15 protein-coding genes, 1 other RNA gene and 1 pseudogene are annotated in these 17827 nt (G+C 59.0%); 10 read left to right on the forward strand and 7 right to left on the reverse strand.

The genetic code is table 11. The features are described from left to right. Positions 1–81 precede the first annotated feature (81 nt). Entirely contained in the window at positions 82–564 is a 483-nt protein-coding gene (gene smpB / locus PverR02_RS27025; protein WP_017847403.1) for an SsrA-binding protein SmpB, read from the forward strand. A gap of 38 nt (positions 565–602) precedes the next feature. On the opposite strand, the gene PverR02_RS27030 is transcribed toward smpB, so the two are convergent. Further along, entirely contained in the window at positions 603–1370 is a 768-nt protein-coding gene (locus tag PverR02_RS27030) for an FCD domain-containing protein (protein WP_017847402.1), read from the reverse strand. 261 nt (positions 1371–1631) lie between these two features. Between PverR02_RS27030 and PverR02_RS27035 the strand changes: the two genes are divergently transcribed. From PverR02_RS27035 to PverR02_RS27070, 8 genes are all read left to right on the forward strand, one after another. Further along, on the forward strand, positions 1632–3326 hold the full coding sequence (locus PverR02_RS27035; RefSeq protein ID WP_017847401.1) for a lactate permease LctP family transporter: 1695 nt from the start codon (positions 1632–1634) through the stop codon (positions 3324–3326). A gap of 136 nt (positions 3327–3462) precedes the next feature. After that, positions 3463–4287 carry a (Fe-S)-binding protein gene (locus PverR02_RS27040; protein WP_046382035.1) on the forward strand — a complete coding sequence of 275 codons (825 nt, stop codon included), beginning with the start codon at positions 3463–3465 and terminating at the stop codon, positions 4285–4287. Further along, entirely contained in the window at positions 4284–5735 is a 1452-nt protein-coding gene (locus PverR02_RS27045; protein ID WP_079444710.1) for a LutB/LldF family L-lactate oxidation iron-sulfur protein, read from the forward strand. The genes PverR02_RS27040 and PverR02_RS27045 overlap by 4 nt, the downstream gene beginning before the upstream one ends. Further along, a complete protein-coding gene (locus PverR02_RS27050; RefSeq protein WP_046487594.1) occupies positions 5735–6406 on the forward strand; it encodes a LutC/YkgG family protein in 672 nt (223 codons plus the stop codon). Before PverR02_RS27045 ends, PverR02_RS27050 begins: the two co-directional genes overlap by 1 nt. Then, the gene (locus tag PverR02_RS27055; protein WP_046382032.1) at positions 6403–9213 is read left to right on the forward strand and encodes an FAD-binding and (Fe-S)-binding domain-containing protein; all 2811 of its coding nucleotides are present in this window, start codon (positions 6403–6405) and stop codon (positions 9211–9213) included. The genes PverR02_RS27050 and PverR02_RS27055 overlap by 4 nt, the downstream gene beginning before the upstream one ends. Before the next feature lie 137 nt (positions 9214–9350). Then, a complete protein-coding gene (locus tag PverR02_RS27060) occupies positions 9351–9635 on the forward strand; it encodes a hypothetical protein (protein ID WP_079444711.1) in 285 nt (94 codons plus the stop codon). Positions 9636–9737: 102 nt separating this feature from the next. Beyond that, positions 9738–10131: a transfer-messenger RNA gene (gene ssrA, locus PverR02_RS27065) on the forward strand. A gap of 187 nt (positions 10132–10318) precedes the next feature. Further along, entirely contained in the window at positions 10319–11575 is a 1257-nt protein-coding gene (locus PverR02_RS27070; protein WP_079444712.1) for an integrase domain-containing protein, read from the forward strand. A gap of 182 nt (positions 11576–11757) precedes the next feature. Here the strand turns inward: PverR02_RS27070 and PverR02_RS27075 are convergent, their stop codons facing one another. The 5 genes from PverR02_RS27075 to PverR02_RS27100 form a co-directional block, all read right to left on the reverse strand. Beyond that, positions 11758–12012 (reverse strand): hypothetical protein, encoded by a 255-nt coding sequence (locus PverR02_RS27075; protein WP_079444713.1) that lies wholly within the window; start codon positions 12010–12012, stop codon positions 11758–11760. Further along, the gene (locus PverR02_RS27080) at positions 12009–12989 is read right to left on the reverse strand and encodes an integrase domain-containing protein (RefSeq protein WP_079444714.1); all 981 of its coding nucleotides are present in this window, start codon (positions 12987–12989) and stop codon (positions 12009–12011) included. The genes PverR02_RS27075 and PverR02_RS27080 overlap by 4 nt, the downstream gene beginning before the upstream one ends. Continuing rightward, positions 12973–13326 (reverse strand): hypothetical protein, encoded by a 354-nt coding sequence (locus tag PverR02_RS27085; protein WP_079444715.1) that lies wholly within the window; start codon positions 13324–13326, stop codon positions 12973–12975. Before PverR02_RS27085 ends, PverR02_RS27080 begins: the two co-directional genes overlap by 17 nt. Beyond that, on the reverse strand, positions 13313–14719 hold the full coding sequence (locus PverR02_RS27090; RefSeq protein ID WP_079444716.1) for a YfjI family protein: 1407 nt from the start codon (positions 14717–14719) through the stop codon (positions 13313–13315). The genes PverR02_RS27085 and PverR02_RS27090 overlap by 14 nt, the downstream gene beginning before the upstream one ends. A 1067-nt stretch (positions 14720–15786) precedes the next feature. Further along, positions 15787–16323, reverse strand: a complete 537-nt coding sequence (locus PverR02_RS27100; RefSeq protein ID WP_079444717.1) for a LasR-specific antiactivator QslA — start codon at positions 16321–16323, stop codon at positions 15787–15789. 535 nt (positions 16324–16858) lie between these two features. On the opposite strand from PverR02_RS27100, the gene PverR02_RS27105 reads away from it, so the two are divergent. After that, on the forward strand, positions 16859–17191 hold the full coding sequence (locus PverR02_RS27105; protein WP_079444718.1) for a hypothetical protein: 333 nt from the start codon (positions 16859–16861) through the stop codon (positions 17189–17191). Between the two features lie 91 nt (positions 17192–17282). On the opposite strand, the pseudogene PverR02_RS32820 reads toward PverR02_RS27105, so the two are convergent. After that, a pseudogene (locus tag PverR02_RS32820) lies at positions 17283–17583 on the reverse strand (IS5/IS1182 family transposase); the annotation flags it as partial. Positions 17584–17827 lie beyond the last annotated feature (244 nt).

Raw genomic sequence — 17827 nt, forward strand, 5'->3', positions numbered from 1 at the left:
TGTCCGGGATTCGTCCAACACGCTCAAGCACGCAGGTTGACCGTAGCCGACACGCTCGCAACGCCCTATAATGCCGCCCCTATGGCTAAACAAAAGAAACACCCCACAGGGACCATCGCGCAGAATAAAAAAGCGCGACACGATTACTTCATCGAACATCGGTTCGAGGCTGGTCTGGTCCTGGCCGGCTGGGAAGTAAAAAGTCTGCGTGCCAGCAAGCTGCAACTGGTCGACAGCTATGTGCTGCTCAAGGATGGCGAGGCATGGCTGCTCGGCAGTCATATCACCCCGCTGACCACCGCGAGCACGCACGTGATTGCCGACCCGGTACGCACACGCAAGCTGCTGCTCAATGCCCGCGAACTGGACAAGCTCGCCGCTGCCGTACAGCAGAAAGGCTATGCCTGCGTCTGCCTGTCCTGGTATTGGAGCAAGCATCTGGTCAAGTGCGAGATCGCACTGGGCAAAGGCAAGAAGGAATACGACAAGCGTGACACCGAGCGCGAGCGCGATTCCGACCGTGAACTGCATCGCGCCGTGCGCAACAAGGGCAAGGAAGAATAATCCTTGTGCCGCTGTAGCCTAGGGCGCTTCGCCCTTGGCTACATGCCCTTGCGCCGCGCCGCCCGGGCCACGCGCTGAACTTCCTGACGTACCTCCTCCAACACCTCCTGCACATACAACAGGTGACGTGTTGAGACTTCCCGCGCTTGCTCGGCCCGCCCCTCGATGATCGCCAGGTACAAATCCCGGTGCTGACTGATCAGCATATCGCGGGTTTCCGTGCGCTGCTGGTACATACCGCCAATGTTGGTCACCACGTTCCGCTTGAGCAGGTCGAACAACCCGCGGATGGTGTGCAACAGCACAGCATTGTGGCTGGCCTCGGCAATGGCCAAGTGAAACCGCGCATCCGCGGCCCCCTCCTCTGCGCGGCTGACCTTATCGTCGCGCGCGTAACAATCCTGTAGCGCTTCAAAGGCCGCCGTCAGCCGCTCACGGTCGACTTCGGTAGCGCGCAATGCCGCGTAATAGGCACAGGACGCTTCGAGGGTTTGGCGAAACTCCAGCAAATCACGCTGAGCCTCGGGATTGTTTTCCAGCAGGTGCAACAACGGATCGCTGAACGTCGAGCCCAACGAATCAGACACATAATTGCCACCGCCCTGGCGACTGACCAGCAACCCCTTGGCCGCCAGTTTCTGGATCGCCTCGCGCAGCGAGGGGCGCGAAACGCCGAACTTTTCAGCCAACGCGCGCTCGGCCGGCAAGCGCTCGCCCGATTTCAGCGTGCCCTCAAGGATCATGCCCTCAAGCTGCTCGACAATATCGTCAGACAAACGGCGCTGACGCACCTGATCAAACCCCATAACTCTCTCTCCACGATCCCGACCACTCGCCGGGGCCTCTATTCTGGCCTATCGCAACGCTTGCAGCACCCATCAGAACATCTTCGATTGATGCGATCAGAGCTCCCGCCCTCCCGCTTAAGACCAAAGTTTCGCAGGCGGCAAATTGACACATCCCTGCCTAGGCTTTTACTCTAGCCAACAGCGGCTGTAAATTGGTATTACCAATTATCCAAGCCGACTAAAATGTGCCTGACCAACAACAATTAGGGGCCACCCCATATGCAAACCTGGCAACAGCTCTACAGCCCGCTCGGCAGCCTCGGCCTGTCCGCACTGGCCGCCGTTATTCCAATCGTATTTTTCTTCCTGGCTCTGGCCGTGTTTCGCCTTAAAGGCCACGTCGCCGGCAGCATCACGCTGGCGCTGTCGATCCTGGTGGCGATCTTTGCCTTCCAGATGCCGGTGGACATGGCACTGGCCGCTGCCGGCTATGGCTTTGCCTACGGCCTGTGGCCCATCGCCTGGATCATCGTCGCTGCGGTATTTCTCTACAAACTGACAGTCAAGAGCGGCCAGTTCGAGATCATCCGCAGCTCGGTACTGTCGATCACCGACGACCAACGCCTGCAGGTCCTGCTGATCGGCTTCTGCTTCGGCGCCTTCCTGGAAGGTGCCGCCGGCTTTGGTGCTCCCGTGGCGATTACCGCCGCGCTGCTGGTCGGCCTGGGCTTCAACCCGCTGTACGCCGCCGGCCTGTGCCTGATCGCCAACACCGCGCCCGTCGCCTTCGGTGCCCTCGGGATTCCGATCATCGTCGCCGGGCAAGTGACCGGCATCGACGCGTTCAAGATCGGCGCCATGACTGGTCGCCAATTGCCACTGCTGTCGCTGTTCGTTCCGTTCTGGCTGGTGTTCATGATGGACGGCCTGCGCGGCGTGCGCGAAACCTGGCCGGCCGCCTTGGTGGCAGGCTTGAGCTTTGCCATCACCCAATACTTCACCTCCAACTTCATCGGCCCGGAACTGCCGGACATCACCTCGGCCCTGGCCAGCCTGGTTTCCTTGACTCTGTTCCTGAAAATCTGGCAACCCAAGCGCACCGCCGGCGCGCAGATTGCCGGTGCGACCTCCAGCGCAACGATCACCGCCAGCGCCGGCGGCTTCGGCCTGCCACGCAGCACTGTCGCTTCGCCCTACAGCCTGGGGCGAATCTTCAAAGCCTGGTCGCCGTTCCTGATCCTGACCGTGCTGGTGACCATCTGGACCCTCAAGCCCTTCAAGGCGATGTTCGCCGCAGGCGGCTCGATGTACAGCTGGGTGTTCAACTTTGCGATCCCGCACCTGGACCAACTGGTGGTCAAGGTTGCGCCTATCGTGACCAACCCGACGGCCATCCCCGCGGTATTCAAACTGGACCCGATTTCAGCGACCGGCACTGCGATTTTCTTTTCCGCGCTGATCTCGATGCTGGTATTGAAGATCGACATCAAAACTGGTCTTACCACTTTAAAAGAGACCTTCTACGAACTGCGCTGGCCGATCCTGTCCATCGGCATGGTGCTGGCGTTCGCGTTCGTCACCAACTACTCGGGCATGTCCTCGACCATGGCATTGGTCCTGGCCGGCACCGGCGCAGCCTTCCCGTTCTTCTCGCCGTTCCTCGGCTGGCTGGGGGTTTTCCTGACAGGCTCCGACACCTCGTCCAACGCGCTGTTCAGCTCGTTGCAAGCCACCACCGCCCACCAGATCGGTGTCAACGACGTCCTGCTGGTCGCGGCAAACACCAGCGGCGGCGTGACCGGCAAGATGATTTCGCCGCAATCGATCGCTGTGGCCTGCGCCGCTACCGGGCTAGTCGGTAAGGAATCCGACCTGTTCCGCTTCACCCTCAAGCACAGCCTGTTTTTCGCCACCATCGTCGGGCTGATCACACTGGCCCAGGCCTACTGGTTCACCGGCATGCTGGTGCATTGAGACCACAGGTAATCACGCAATAACCGACGCCGAACCGCGATTTCGGCGTCAGCTCTCCACAACCCTTCTGCCGGGCCGCTGAACACGCTGCGGCCCTGATGGACGGACAACCGGGACCACCCGGAGAACGCGCCTGATGAGCGAGCTTTTTTACAACGCCGTGCCGAATGCCACCCGTGTCGCGCCGCCTCTGGCCGAGCCACGCGAATACCCCCACGAAAAACCGCAGAAGGTCTACCTGTTCGGCACCTGCGTGGTCGATCTGTTTTATCCCGAAGCCGGCATGGACGCGATCCACCTGCTGGAACGCGAAGGGATCTGCGTGGATTATCCCCAAGGGCAAAGCTGCTGCGGGCAACCGGCCTACACCTCGGGCTATACCGACCAGGCCCGACAAGTGGCACGCGCGCAACTGGCGCTGTTCGCCGGCGACTACCCGGTGGTGGTGCCATCCGGCTCCTGTGCCGGCATGTTACGTGAGCACTACGCCGACCTCTTCAAGGACGAACCCGACACCCTCAAACAAGTACAGGCCCTCGCGGCCCGGACTTATGAGTTGGCGGAGTTCCTGTTGTTCGTGTGCAAGGTGCAACTCAACGACAGCGGGGCGCCGGTCAAGGTCGCCCTGCACACGTCGTGCTCCGCGCGTCGGGAAATGAACACCCACCTTCACGGCCGCGAACTGCTGGCCCAATTGCGCAATGTCGAACGCGTCGACCACAGCCACGAAAGCGAATGCTGCGGCTTTGGTGGGACGTTCAGCGTGCGTATGCCAGACATTTCCGGCGCAATGGTGGCCGACAAGACCCGAGCCTTGCAGGACTCCGGCGCCCATCAAGTACTGAGTGCTGATTGCGGTTGCCTGATGAACATCAATGGCGCTCTGGAGAAACAACAGGCGGCCTTACGCGGGCAACACCTGGCCAGCTTTCTCTGGCAACGCACCGGGGGTGAACGATGAACGCCGCGCTGATTCCCACCGTCGAGGTGTCGGAAGACTTCCGCACCCGCGCCCACCAGGCACTGGGCGACGCGCAACTGCGAAACAACTTTCGCAATGCCATGGATTCCCTGATGAGCAAACGGGCGGCGTCTTTCAGCGACGCCCACGAACGCGAACACCTGCGCGCCCTCGGTAACGCAGTGCGCGCCCGCGCCCTGTCGAAGCTGCCCGACCTGCTCGAACAACTGGAAGCCAACCTGACCCGAACCGGCGTGACCGTGCATTGGGCAGAAACGGTTGAAGAGGCCAATGCGATCGTGCTGTCGATCATCCGCCGGCGCGAAGCCACGCAGGTGATCAAAGGCAAATCCATGGTCAGCGAAGAGATGGAGATGAACCACGTACTCGCCGCCCAAGGCATCGAATGCCTTGAGTCGGACATGGGTGAGTTTATTGTTCAACTCGACCATGAGAAGCCGTCCCACATCATCATGCCGGCGATCCACAAGAACGCCAGCCAGGTCGCGTCGCTGTTCCACGAAAAACTCGGCGTGGAGTACACCAAGGATGTCGACCAGTTGATTCAGATTGGTCGCCGCGTGCTGCGGGAAAAGTTCTTCGAAGCGGATATCGGCGTCTCCGGCGTCAACTTCGCCGTGGCCGAAACCGGCACGCTGCTGCTGGTGGAAAACGAAGGCAACGGGCGTATGTCGACCACAGTGCCACCCGTGCATATCGCCGTGACCGGCATCGAGAAGGTCGTGGAAAACCTGCGCGACGTGGTGCCGTTGCTGTCGCTGCTGACCCGCTCCGCGCTCGGCCAGCCAATCACCACCTACGTCAATATGATCTCCGGCCCGCGCAAGGCCGATGAGCTCGACGGCCCCGAAGAAGTCCACCTGGTGCTGCTGGACAACGGACGCAGCCAGGCGTTTGCCGACAGCGAATTGCGTCAGACGCTCAACTGCATTCGCTGCGGCGCCTGTATGAATCATTGCCCGGTGTATACCCGAATCGGTGGCCACACCTACGGCGAGGTCTACCCCGGCCCTATCGGAAAAATCATCACACCGCATATGGTCGGCCTGGCAAAAGTACCGGACCATCCCAGTGCGTCTTCGTTGTGCGGTGCTTGTGGAGAAGTGTGTCCGGTAAAAATTCCGATCCCGGCCTTGCTGCGCCGTCTGCGGGAAGAGAACGTAAAAGCGCCGGATAGCCCACACCCCGTGATGCGCGGCCAAGGCAGCAAGTATTCGCGCCAGGAGCGGTTCATCTGGAACGCCTGGGCCAAGCTCCACAGCTCACCGACGCTGTACCGCCTGTTCACATTCGCCGCCACGCGCCTGCGCGCCCTCGTACCGAACAACGTCGGGCCATGGACGCAAAACCATAGCGCGCCTAAACCCGCCGCCCGTTCGCTGCATGACCTGGCACGCGAGCATTTGGCCAAACAGGGAGCGCGTTGATGAGCGCCAAGCAAAATATCCTCGGCAAATTGCGCCACAGCCTGACGGGCACAACACCAGTGCCCGACAACTTCGATGAGACCCTGGTCACACAGATCTACACCTACCCGCCAGAGCAACGCATCGCACAATTGCGCAAGCTGATGGAGGCGGTGCATACCGAGATCCACCTGACCCGCGGCGCCGAATGGCCAGCTTTACTCGCGCAGCTGCTGCAAAAACGCGAGCTGCCCAGCCTGCTCATCGCGCCGACAACCGAGCATGGGCGGCGCATCACCGAGCACTGGTCGAACCATCCGCAATTGCCGCAGCTCAAAGCCTACGACCGCCCTGTGGAAGAATGGAAAGCCGAGCTGTTTAATGACACACCGGCCAGCCTGACCACGACCCTCGGCGCCATCGCCGCCACCGGTAGCCTGATTCTGTGGCCCACGCGGGAAGAACCGCGACTGATGAGCCTGGTGCCGCCGGTACACTTTGCACTGCTCAAGGCCAGCGAGATTTACGACAACTTTTATCAGGTCCAGCAGCAATTCGCCTGGGCCCAAGGCATGCCCACCAATGCCCTGCTGGTGTCCGGCCCGTCGAAGACCGCTGACATCGAACAAGTTCTGGCTTATGGCGCCCACGGTCCGAAGGACCTGGTGGTGCTGATCCTGGAGGACCAATGAGTCTGCCTGCCGCTTTCCTTGCTGACGTCGCACAGCTGATCCCGAAAATTCGTCGCTTCGACGACCCACTTTCCACCTTGGCATTTGGCACAGACGCCAGCTTTTACCGACTGATCCCACAGCTGGTGATTCGCGTCGAGTCGGAAGACGAAGTCGTGGCGCTGCTGAAACTGGCCCAGCGCGATCATGTTCCGGTGACCTTCCGCGCAGCGGGCACCAGCTTGTCCGGGCAGGCCATCAGCGATTCGGTGCTGATCGTACTGGGGGACAACTGGAACGGCCGCGAAATTCGTGGGCAAGGCACGCAGATCCGCCTGCAACCCGGCGTGATCGGTGCCCAGGCCAACGCCTGGCTGGCGCCATTCGGGCGCAAGATCGGGCCGGATCCGGCGTCGATCAACGCCTGCAAAATCGGCGGCATCGTCGCCAACAATGCCAGCGGCATGTGCTGCGGTACGGCGCAAAACACCTACCACACCCTGGCCGGGATTCGCCTGGTGCTGGCCGACGGCAGCCGCCTGGACACCGAAGATGCCGCCAGCGTCGCGGCATTTCGTCAGCAGCACGGCGCACTGCTTGAACGCCTGGCCACACTCGGGCGGGAGACGCGGGCAAACGCTGAACTGGCCGCCAAAATCCGCCACAAATACCGTCTGAAAAATACCACCGGCCTGTCACTCAACGCCCTGGTGGATTTCGATGAGCCGCTGGATATCCTCAGCCACCTGCTGGTGGGCTCCGAAGGCACCCTGGGCTTTATCAGCGCAGTGACTTACGACACCGTCATCGACCACCCGAATAAAGCCTCGGCGCTGATCGTATTCCCCGATGTCGAGACCTGCTGCAATGCGGTGACCGTCCTGAAAACCCAACCGGTCTCAGCGGTTGAGCTGCTCGACCGACGCAGCATGCGTTCGGTGCAGGACAAACCCGGCATGCCCGCCTTCGTACAACATCTATCGGAAAATGCCTGCGCACTGTTGATCGAATCCCGTGCGGCATCGCCCTCTTTGCTCCAGGAGCAACTGGCGCTGATCATGGCGTCCCTGGCGGCGTTCCCGGTGGAAAAACAGGTCGACTTCACCGAAGACCCGGTGGAAAACGCCCGCCTGTGGGCGATCCGCAAAGACACCTTCCCCGCCGTCGGCGCCGTGCGCAAAACCGGCACCACGGTGATCATCGAAGACGTGACGTTCCCGGTCGAGCAGTTGGCCATCGGCGTTAACCGTTTGATCGAGCTGTTCGACAAACACCACTACGACGAAGCCATCCTTTTCGGACACGCTCTGGAAGGTAATCTGCACTTTGTGTTCACCCAAGGCTTCAACAGCAGCGAAGAAGTCGCACGCTACCAAGCGTTCATGGACGACGTCGCCCAACTGGTGGCCGTAGAGTTTGGCGGCTCACTGAAAGCCGAGCATGGCACCGGCCGCAACATGGCGCCGTTCGTCGAGCTGGAATGGGGCAGCGACGCCTATCAACTGATGTGGCAACTCAAACGCCTGCTCGACCCCAACGGTATTCTCAACCCGGACGTGGTGCTCAGCGAAGATCCGCAGATCCACCTTAAACACCTCAAGCCGCTGCCTGCCGCCGACGAGCTTGTGGATAAGTGTATCGAGTGCGGTTTCTGCGAGCCGGTATGCCCGTCGAAAGGCCTGACCTTGAGCCCGCGCCAGCGCATCGTGATCTGGCGCGATATCCAGGCGAAGAAACGCGCCGGCATCGACACCACTGAACTGGAAACGGCCTACCACTACCAGGGCATCGACACCTGCGCCGCCACCGGGTTATGCGCCCAGCGCTGCCCTGTGGGAATCAACACCGGCGACTTGGTGAAAAAACTCCGGGCCCGCGACGCTGACCATACGAAAACCGCCGAATGGTTGGCCACCCACTTCGCCACTGCGCTACAAGGCGCGCGCTTTACCCTGCACGTCGCCAACGGCGCACGCATGCTGTTGGGCGCGCCGCGCCTGGCCAAGTTGTCGGCCACAGTGAGCAAGTTGTCCAAGGGACAAATCCCACAATGGACCAACGCCATGCCGCAACCGGAAAAAGCCATTCGCTTCAGCCCGGCAGTGACCGATGAGCGGCCACGCGTGGTCTACCTCGCGGCATGCGTCTCACGCGCCATGGGCCCGGCGGCTGGCGATAAAGAGCAAACGTCGCTGTACGACAAAACCCGCGGCCTGCTGGAAAAAGCCGGCTACCAAGTCGTCTTCCCCGACAACCAGGACAACCTGTGCTGCGGCCAGCCTTTCGCCTCCAAGGGCTATGCCGAACAGGCCGAACACAAACGCCAGGAACTGATCGGCGCCTTGCTCCACGCCAGCCGCGGCGGCCTCGACCCGATCTACTGCGACACCAGCCCCTGCACCCTGCGCCTGGTGCAAGACCTGGGCGAAACACGCCTGGACCTGTACGACCCGGTACGATTTATCCGCACGCACCTGATGGACCGCCTCGACTTCATACCGCAGGAAGCACCGATCGCCGTACACGTCACTTGCAGCACCCAGCACCTCGGGGAAAGCCAGGCCCTGATCGACCTGGCCCGCCGCTGCGCGAAAACCGTGGTGATCCCGGAAGGCATCCACTGCTGTGGTTTTGCCGGCGACAAAGGCTTCACCACCCCGGAACTCAACGCCCACTCCCTGCGCTCACTGAAAGACGCCGTGCAATATTGCAGCGAAGGCATCTCCACCAGCCGCACCTGCGAGATCGGCCTGAGCCAGCATGGCGGCATCGATTACCACGGGCTGGTCTACCTCGTGGACCGCGTAACCCGACCGAGGGCGCACTAATCCTGCACAAAAACAGAACCCCAACGCAGCGGCGTAGTCATCTGCATAGGCCTCGGCGATCGAGGCTCATCAGTGATGTCGCTGGCAGCCCTTGAACGCCAGCAGCGTCGAGCCCTTTTTCGCAAGGAGATACCCTTATGAAGTATTCCGCTCTTGCTGGCGTGTTCATTACCGCTGCGATGCTGGCCTCACCGGCGTTTGCCGCCGGAAAAACCGACCAGCTTTGTCAGATTAATCTCGACAAAATCAACAACGGCAAAGCCCTGCTCGCCACCGACACCACTGGCAAAAGCGGCGAAATCGACACCGCCGTGTCTCAAGCCAAAGCCGCCCAAGCAGCAGGTGATGACAAGAGGTGCATAGAGATCACGTCCAAAGCCCTGCAAGACCTACAGAACAGCGACAAAGGCGCCAATCAGTAACACCCCGACGCTCATGGCCAACCTTCGGGTTGGCCTTCTGTGACCGTTTGGCGTACACTGCACAGGCTTGTCACTCACTAAGAAACAACGAGTTACAAGCACGGGGCCGTTTAGGATTCGACGCCGGTCGCGAAACTTTAGGTGCATGCCGAGTTGGTAACAGAACTCGTAAATCCACTGTTGCAACTTTCTATAGTTGCCAATGACGAAACCTACGGGGAATACGCTCTCGCTGCGTAAGCAGCCTTAGCCCTTCCCTCCTGGTACCTTCGGGTCCAGCAATCATCAGGGGATGTCTGTAAACCCAAAATGATTGTCATATAGAACAGAATCGCCGTGCAGTACGTTGTGGACGAAGCGGCTAAAACTTACACAACTCGCCCAAAGCACCCTGCCCGTCGGGTCGCTGAGGGTTAACTTAATAGACACGGCTACGCATGTAGTACCGACAGCGGAGTACTGGCGGACGGGGGTTCAAATCCCCCCGGCTCCACCACTTCTACATCTAAAGACGTCCACGGACGTCTTTTTTTGTGCCTGAAATCCAGTGAATACAGGGGTTTCAGGGCTACGGGAGGCTTTCCAGGTTTTTTGAGTTCCAGGCGGTTTGGTATTCCCAATGGTATTCCCGGCTACCCGGCGCTAATCTTGGGAATACCAAAAGGTGTCATGGAGTACTTCTCATGTGCGCTCAAACCACCCGCCTCTCCGACCGCCAGCTCAAGGCGGTCAAACCGAAAGACAAGGATTACGTCCTCACCGATGGCGACGGGCTCCAGCTGCGAGTCAGGGTCAATCGCTCGATGCAGTGGAATTTCAACTACCGGCATCCCGTAACCAAGAACCGAATCAACATGGCACTCGGCTCCTATCCCGAGGTTTCTCTTGCGCAAGCCAGGAAGAAAACCGTTGAAGCCAGAGAGCTGCTTGCACAGGGCATCGACCCCAAAGCTCAGCGTAATGAACTGCAGGAAGCCAAACGAGCGGAAACGGAACATACGTTCGAGAACGTAGCCACCGCGTGGTTCGAATTGAAGAAGGATTCCGTCACCCCGGCGTATGCCGAAGACATCTGGCGCTCGCTCACACTGCATGTTTTTCCAAGCATGAAATCAACGCCGTTATCGGAAGTGAACGCGCCGATGGTCATCAAGCTGCTTCGTCCGATTGAAGCTAAAGGCAGCCTAGAGACGGTTAAGCGAGTGAGCCAGCGCCTTAACGAGATCATGACCTACGGGGTCAACTCCGGAATGATCTTTGCCAACCCCCTCAGCGGCATTCGAGCCGTGTTCAAGAAACCCAAGAAAGAGAATATGGCCGCGCTACCACCTGACGAGCTTCCGGAGCTCATGATGGAAATCGCGAACGCCAGCATCAAGCGGACGACCCGCTGCCTGATCGAATGGCAACTTCATACCATGACCCGCCCTGCCGAGGCGGCCACCACTCGATGGGCAGACATCGACTTCGACAAACGCATCTGGACCATCCCTCCGGAGCGAATGAAAAAGCGTCGTCCGCACACAATTCCGCTGACCGAACATGCACTCTCGTTATTGGAGACGCTTAAGCACCATAGCGGCCACAGGGAATATGTGTTCCCGTCAGATAGAAACCCGCGCACCCACGCGAATAGCCAAACAGCCAACATGGCGTTGAAACGAATGGGCTTTCAGGACCGCTTGGTCAGCCACGGAATGCGTTCCATGGCCAGCACAATCCTGAACGAGCATGGATGGGATCCGGAGCTGATCGAAGTCGCGCTGGCGCATGTCGATAAAGACGAAGTCCGAAGCGCCTACAACCGGGCGGATTACATCGAACGCCGGCGTCCGATGATGGCCTGGTGGAGTGAACATATCCAGAAGGCAGCCACCGGCAGCCTCTCGGCATCCGCCATCAATCAAACCAGGGACCGCAACGTTGTGCCGATACGCTGAGCATCCAAAGGTTGGCGACGCCGGCGACAATCCGTGTCGTGCAGCAGGGTGACAGAAGTGACGACTGTCGCTAAATCTGTCGCATGCCTGCGCTTCTTCGGCCAAGCCCCTGAGTATGGGAAGGCTCCGCATTCCCATACTCAGGGGCTCACGCTTAAAAGCGTCTATCAGACAACCACGAGTTACGCCTTTCTGCGGCGGATCAACCCTGCTGTTAACTCATAGTAATAGACGGTCGCTGGTGCTGAGCAACGCAGATAGTGCTCTAAAAACCATCTGGTGTGCTTTTCCTTCCAGGACCAGGGGGTCGCACAACTCCAGCGCTCATGAATTGCCTCGTGCATCCTTTCTGCCTGCCTGATATGCCGCTGCCGCGTGGCATGTGCACCTTTGAGCACGGGACTCAGGAACAACGCCATATCGAACTCGGACTTCATCGCAGACCTCCGATGTAGGCACTCACCACATCGATGCGGTTATGTCCCAACTCTTGGCTGATCTGCTGTCGTGCACGCTGATCAAGCTCTCGATCTTCTCGATGAACACGACCGCCATTTACAGGTGCGGGAAAACCGGTCAGTTGCTCATAGCGCTTACAGGCGTAAGCCGCCCGCAGTTCATGAAAGCCTTTCAAACCTTGCTCATGCAGGAGGTCCCGTGCCGGCCGCACGACTTTTTGTATGAAGTCTTTGTAGCTTTCATCGGGCGCCAACAAATTCCGACTGCCACTGGGTGACGCCTCGCAGGCTATATCCAGGGCGCCGCGGACTTGATCCGTGACCGAAATCCAACGCGGTGCGGACGCGCCTGTTCGACCGCCTTTAGTGCCGTCCTGGATATTGATCTTTCCCAGTCGTTGAGCCTCTCGTTGCAGCCGTGGCAGGTCCGCCAAGATCGCTTCACGCAGGCGCATGCCGGTCTCCCGGGCGAGGAGCACAATGGCACTCACCCTCGCTTGCTGTCGCTCTAACAGCGCTTGCGCAATCAGCCTGACCTGCACACGGTCTTGGCCTTGCGGGGCCTCACTACGCACGCTTGAGCGCTGCAAGCCCAGCGCCTTGCTCGGACTGGGGATTTTGACGTACTGATCACCGCGCAGCGCGGCCATCGTTCGGTTGACGCTGGACAGGCGGTTCTGCGCGGTGGCGATGCCGACGTTGCCCTGATCAACCTGCTCCCGCATGTGAGTGGCGTACCGCATGAGGATCTCGCGGTCGATCTGCCGCGCGTCATTGAGCCTCGGTCCTTCCTCGGAACGACACCAACGCACAAAGGCCTGCCAGCGATCGCTATGGGCTTTGACGGTAGCAAAATGGCCGTCGCCGAACAGATCTTTCAGGGCTTGCGGTCCTGCATAGCTGAGCTGGCGACCGAAGCCGAAATTACGCCCAGCTCGCTTACCGACCCGAGCCATTTTTCTGTTCCTGATCGACTGCAGCGAGATCATGCAAAAGGGCTCGCCATTGCGTACTCACGATAGCAAGTTGGGCCCAATCAGTCGGGCGAAAACACAGCGTATTGTCGGTGACGTAGAGATGCGCGCCCTCCTCTTTCAGCCATTGAATAATGGCTGTCGTCGAGGTGATAGTTTTACGGAGGGTGGCGACACCGGCGACACCAGCGACAACCCCTGTCCCGCCTGGCTTTGAGCGTGGCGACAAAATGGCGACACTAGCGGCGACAGACTGCGTTTTTGGCTTTTTTTGGCGCTGAGCTAGATGGTTGCGCAGCGCCTCATCAAGATTGAACATGGCGCACCTCGAAGGTGTGGCCGTCGGTGATCAGCCACTGATGATCAAGCAACTCGACCAACAGCTTGGCGGCATGGCGACTGCTCTTACGAGCAAAACGGGGACCGTTGCGGTTCAGCTCTCGAATGCTGAAGCGCTTCCAATCTTTGACCTGGAGCCAGCGCAGCAGCCGGTCCGCCTCTTCCTTTACCCGGCACACCGGTTCCTGTTCGGTCAGGCGCTGGATCTCCGTAAGGTAGTAGCCGACTAAGGACGAGGCTCGTTGGATATGGTCGACCTCCACAACACTGCTCTCCTCCACAACTGCCAGAATGCCGGCGACACGCAGCAGGTTGTCGGCGGCCTTCGATCCGCTAGGCCGTACGCTGGCCAGCTCGCCAAACTCACCCAGTTGGGCTTCGATGGCATCATGCAGATCAATCCAGCGACGACGAGCCAGTGGACTGAGGCTCAGCGGTGATAGACGCAAGGCACCGTCAGCGGAAAGTGACCAAGGCTGATAAAACAGCGCCGAAAGGCGGTGGTGATAGCGCTTTATGGCGGGGTCTTTGGACAAGTCGATAGCCTGGTAACTGCGTTGTCCGGCTAGGCTGGTAGGCCAGGTCATCAGGCAGCGTCCGAGAATACCTTGCCCCTGCAGCAACGGGTCACTGAGTAACTGCATGGCCAAATACGGTTGCAGCATCAGGTGCAGGCTCAGGCGTCGGTCGTAGGCTCGCAGGCTTTCGCCGGCCATGGAACGAGCGCGATCAATCGGGCTGCCGTCCCAGAGTGATGACAAGGTCGTGATCGCTTTCAAACGGTTATCCCGATTCATGGTGCTGCTGCCGAGGAACTGTCCGCCTTCGTCACAGAACAGGCCCATGCTCGGCAGGTCATGGCAGAGCCCTTTGATCAACGCTTCGATAGTTGGGTCTGTAGTAATCAGCCGAGGGGCAGAGGGCTCCGGTTCAAGCGGCATGCCGTTTGTAGAGTCGGGATCGGCAGGGTTGATACGCGTCGCCTGTCGCTGTGCAACGCGGTACCGGGCGAGTTGTTCGCGGTAGCGCTGCCACTGCTCACGTTCCCATTGCCGTACAGGCAGCAGTGCAAATCGGTCTGCCGCTGTCTTGCGATCACCTGACGCGGCAACAGTGATCAGGTACAGCGACAGGGGGTAATTTCTCCCGTCGAGCTGCAAGCCCACATGACCTTGAGTGCCCAGTGCCGAGGCAGCCAACACCGATTGAGCGGCCAATGCCTGAGGCACACCGATGACCTCGGCGATGCGCTCGACTGCTGGCCCAAGAATTCCGCCCAGCACCTGGACCGGGTAGGGCTCGGCCAGGGGATTCGACTCGATTAACGGTCGAGGGGATTGTGGGAGTTCAAGCTTCGGATCTAATTGCTGCATGGTCCTCTCCTCGGTGATTGCTGGCTGTCCTCACGTACTCCCGCCACGGTTTGTTGAGTGTTATCAGGGATCAAGGCCCCTGCGGCCTGTGAGGTGTTCACTGACGCGGAACGTACGGCTCCTTACGACCGGGAGCGAGGGCATGAACCCATGAACCTGGCCTCCTTGGCGCATCCGAAGATGCGGGCGGGCGGAGGCTGTACCGACTGACGAGTTCGGCACCTGGAGATCCTGAGTGGGAGAAGGCAACGACCTGGACACCTGGGGCATGCCTGACTGTCAGTCAGATGCAGCCTTTCCATGGACTGCGGCACCGGTGCCTGTGTCGTTGCGGATGGCGACGAATCAGATTTGTCACGCCGATTGTCACGAGGAGAGTTGCGGCAATGCCCTTTACGACGTGGCATGCAGCAGTGGTACGAGCGCCCGTCTCTTTCCAGAAGAAAGAGACGGGCGCGGATTGGCGCAGCGAAGTGTGCCGAGAGGTAAGGTTGCTGCAGCGCAGCGAGGTAGGCCCATCGTCTGCCGCAATGGGCAGATCGGTCGAGTAGGCATCCATCACTCTTGGGGAGTGATCGTGCGAGCCGCCGGACGCTAATCGCACTTCGGGAGAACCACCAACAAGTGGCGTAGCCTTGAAGGTTCTGGCTACCTGGGCAGGTGCTGTCAACGACAGTGGTCCGTGCGCCAATTTTTATACCCACTCGAAAAGACGGTCAAGCGTCATGGCCAAAGCACTCAAAAAGTGGCGACTGTCGCCACTTTTGTCGCCATGCTCCAGCCCGCGTCCTGCATGGGTTGTCGCCGGTGTCGCCGATGTCGCCACTTCTCTAGCCATAGCCCCATGACAAGATCCGTTCTCACACTAGAACTGCACTGCAGTCGAGCACGAGCACGAGCAATTACTGACGGGTGAGCGACGGCGTGGTGCGAATTAAATTGGGAATGGGATGATGGTACGAGGTGCTTCGAAAAAAAGCGGGTGAACCCTCCGATCGGCGCGATCAAAGATCGCTGGATCGGAGGGTTTGGCGGGAAAAGCAAAGTATCAAACGTCAATTACAGCCTCAAGCATCGAAACTTGTTGGTCGGGATGCAGCGGCTTTACGAAGGTTGATCAGCGTCTGCTGCAAACGTAGTAGAAAACCGGCCTCAAACGCTTCTTGGGGATCCCCCGGGCGATGACGTTTTCTGTTCTGCGCCAGTGCCCACCATAAAGGTAATGATGAGCCTTCGAGCCAAGTCTCTGCACAACGAACGCCGTCCTTAATCGCCGGAGCGAACTCATCACCCCACGGGGTTTGGATCGCGGGACAGCCTTCTACGGATGGGACAGAGAAGTACTCATTGATCTGTTGATGAACGCGTTGAGCAGGGATGCCGGTCAAGCACCGGAACGCCTTGTCGAACAACACTGCCGCATCATCCAGCAGCTCAACAGCCAGCTCAACGTCCTGCGGAAAATGCAGCAGAATGCTTTGTGCTCCATTAAGCCGAAGAGTCGCAGCCTGCCGTAGTTTAATCGCAGCATCTTCAGGGGTAAGCGATGCAGTGTCGATGGTGTTGGGTTTGGGGAGGCTGATTAGTAGCGAGAGATCAAACATCACGGATGTCCTCCGAGATAGTTTGCAGCTTGAACCAAATCGCCAGGGTGGCGCACGAGCTTAAAAGGGGGGCATGCCATTTTCCTTATCTCCTTGGTTTGATTAAGGAATGCCATCCACCGTTCTGACTCGGCATAGGGTGGCAAACCGTACGGGGGTCAGAAACCGGAAACCAAGGAACCGGCCAGGCCGAAGCCTGCCCCGCACGGTTCGCCATAGAAAAGCAGCAGCTAGCACTCGAAGTGCTGACTGTGCGGAATGGAAGAAACCGCGCCTTGGTTTTGATTCAGGTTCTGACGCCCGGTCGCGGGATTGACCGCGACGAAGCAAAGCGTAAATGTGAAGCCGAGACAACACAAGCATGCAGTATGAATAAGCTCTGCATCCGAATGAAAGCTGCCGGCCAGCCGCTGAAGCTTGCCGGTATCTTGTGGCCGTCTACCGAATCAGGTCTGACCCCGCGACTCTTGCTACAGATTTCGGCCATGCTGATAGAATAGGACAGGTTATAAATAATGCCCTTCTGAGAAATGGTATGAACACAGAATTGACGGAAGAAGAGATGCGTCGTGCACTATTCGGTGGGTCTGAATCCCCTGCCCCGGCAACTAATCCATACACACAATACACCGTTCCGGATGTCGTAATCGTGCAACCGGTAAAAGCCGCGAAGAAACAGAAAGTTTCCAAAGGCTTCACTCCCAGACTGAGAGTTACGCTGCGGGTGGGAAATGAATTTGAAGGCAAGATGCACGAGATGGTACATGAGGCCGATACGCTGAGTTCCCTAGTTGCGGAGCAAGAAGCTACTAAGATGGCCAGAAAAAAATTCAGATTCGTGGAATTGATATCGGTCAAGTCGATGTAAGTGGTCACTCTCACTTGCCTTACTCGCGGGCACCTGATTTGACCGGCTCGTGTGGTGGACGGGCTTTAACACTATCACTCCATCCAAAATCTCGGCACTTACTCGATTCAATTTCGTCCATTCGCGCTTCAGTTTTGCGCTGGTGAAACTGCAGTCGCGGCTGTTGAGGGCTTCGAATTGACTGCCATGGATGGGTGGCCGGATTCTCTCCAAACAGTCCCCGCTGCTGACACAGCACTACGACCTGGCGACAGATGCCTCGGATGGCCTTGCTGTTGTCTTTTCCGGAATGGGCGATGGTCTTGAAGTCTGGCACCGACCGTCGGTCACATCAGTTTGATGTTGCTTTGGGCATCTCGCTCCAAATGTCGGCTTGACTGGATGCGGGTGAGGATGGGTATCTTGTCCGTCAGCTTTGGAAGCATGCTAGAACGTTGGAACACAGAATTACGGTGAATTGCGTCAACCCAGTTTGGCGCGGTGCAAAGGGCGTGAACACGATGAAGCAGGCATGTTTACTCCTACAGCTGATTTCTCGCGAATTACGCAAGCCAGGGGCCGTCACGGTACAGACTCGACCAACGGTGGAACCGAGCATACACGTGGTTAGATCTCAGCATCCGATGCCTCGATGAA

The organism is Pseudomonas veronii, from assembly GCF_002028325.1.
Lineage (GTDB): Bacteria > Pseudomonadota > Gammaproteobacteria > Pseudomonadales > Pseudomonadaceae > Aquipseudomonas > Aquipseudomonas veronii.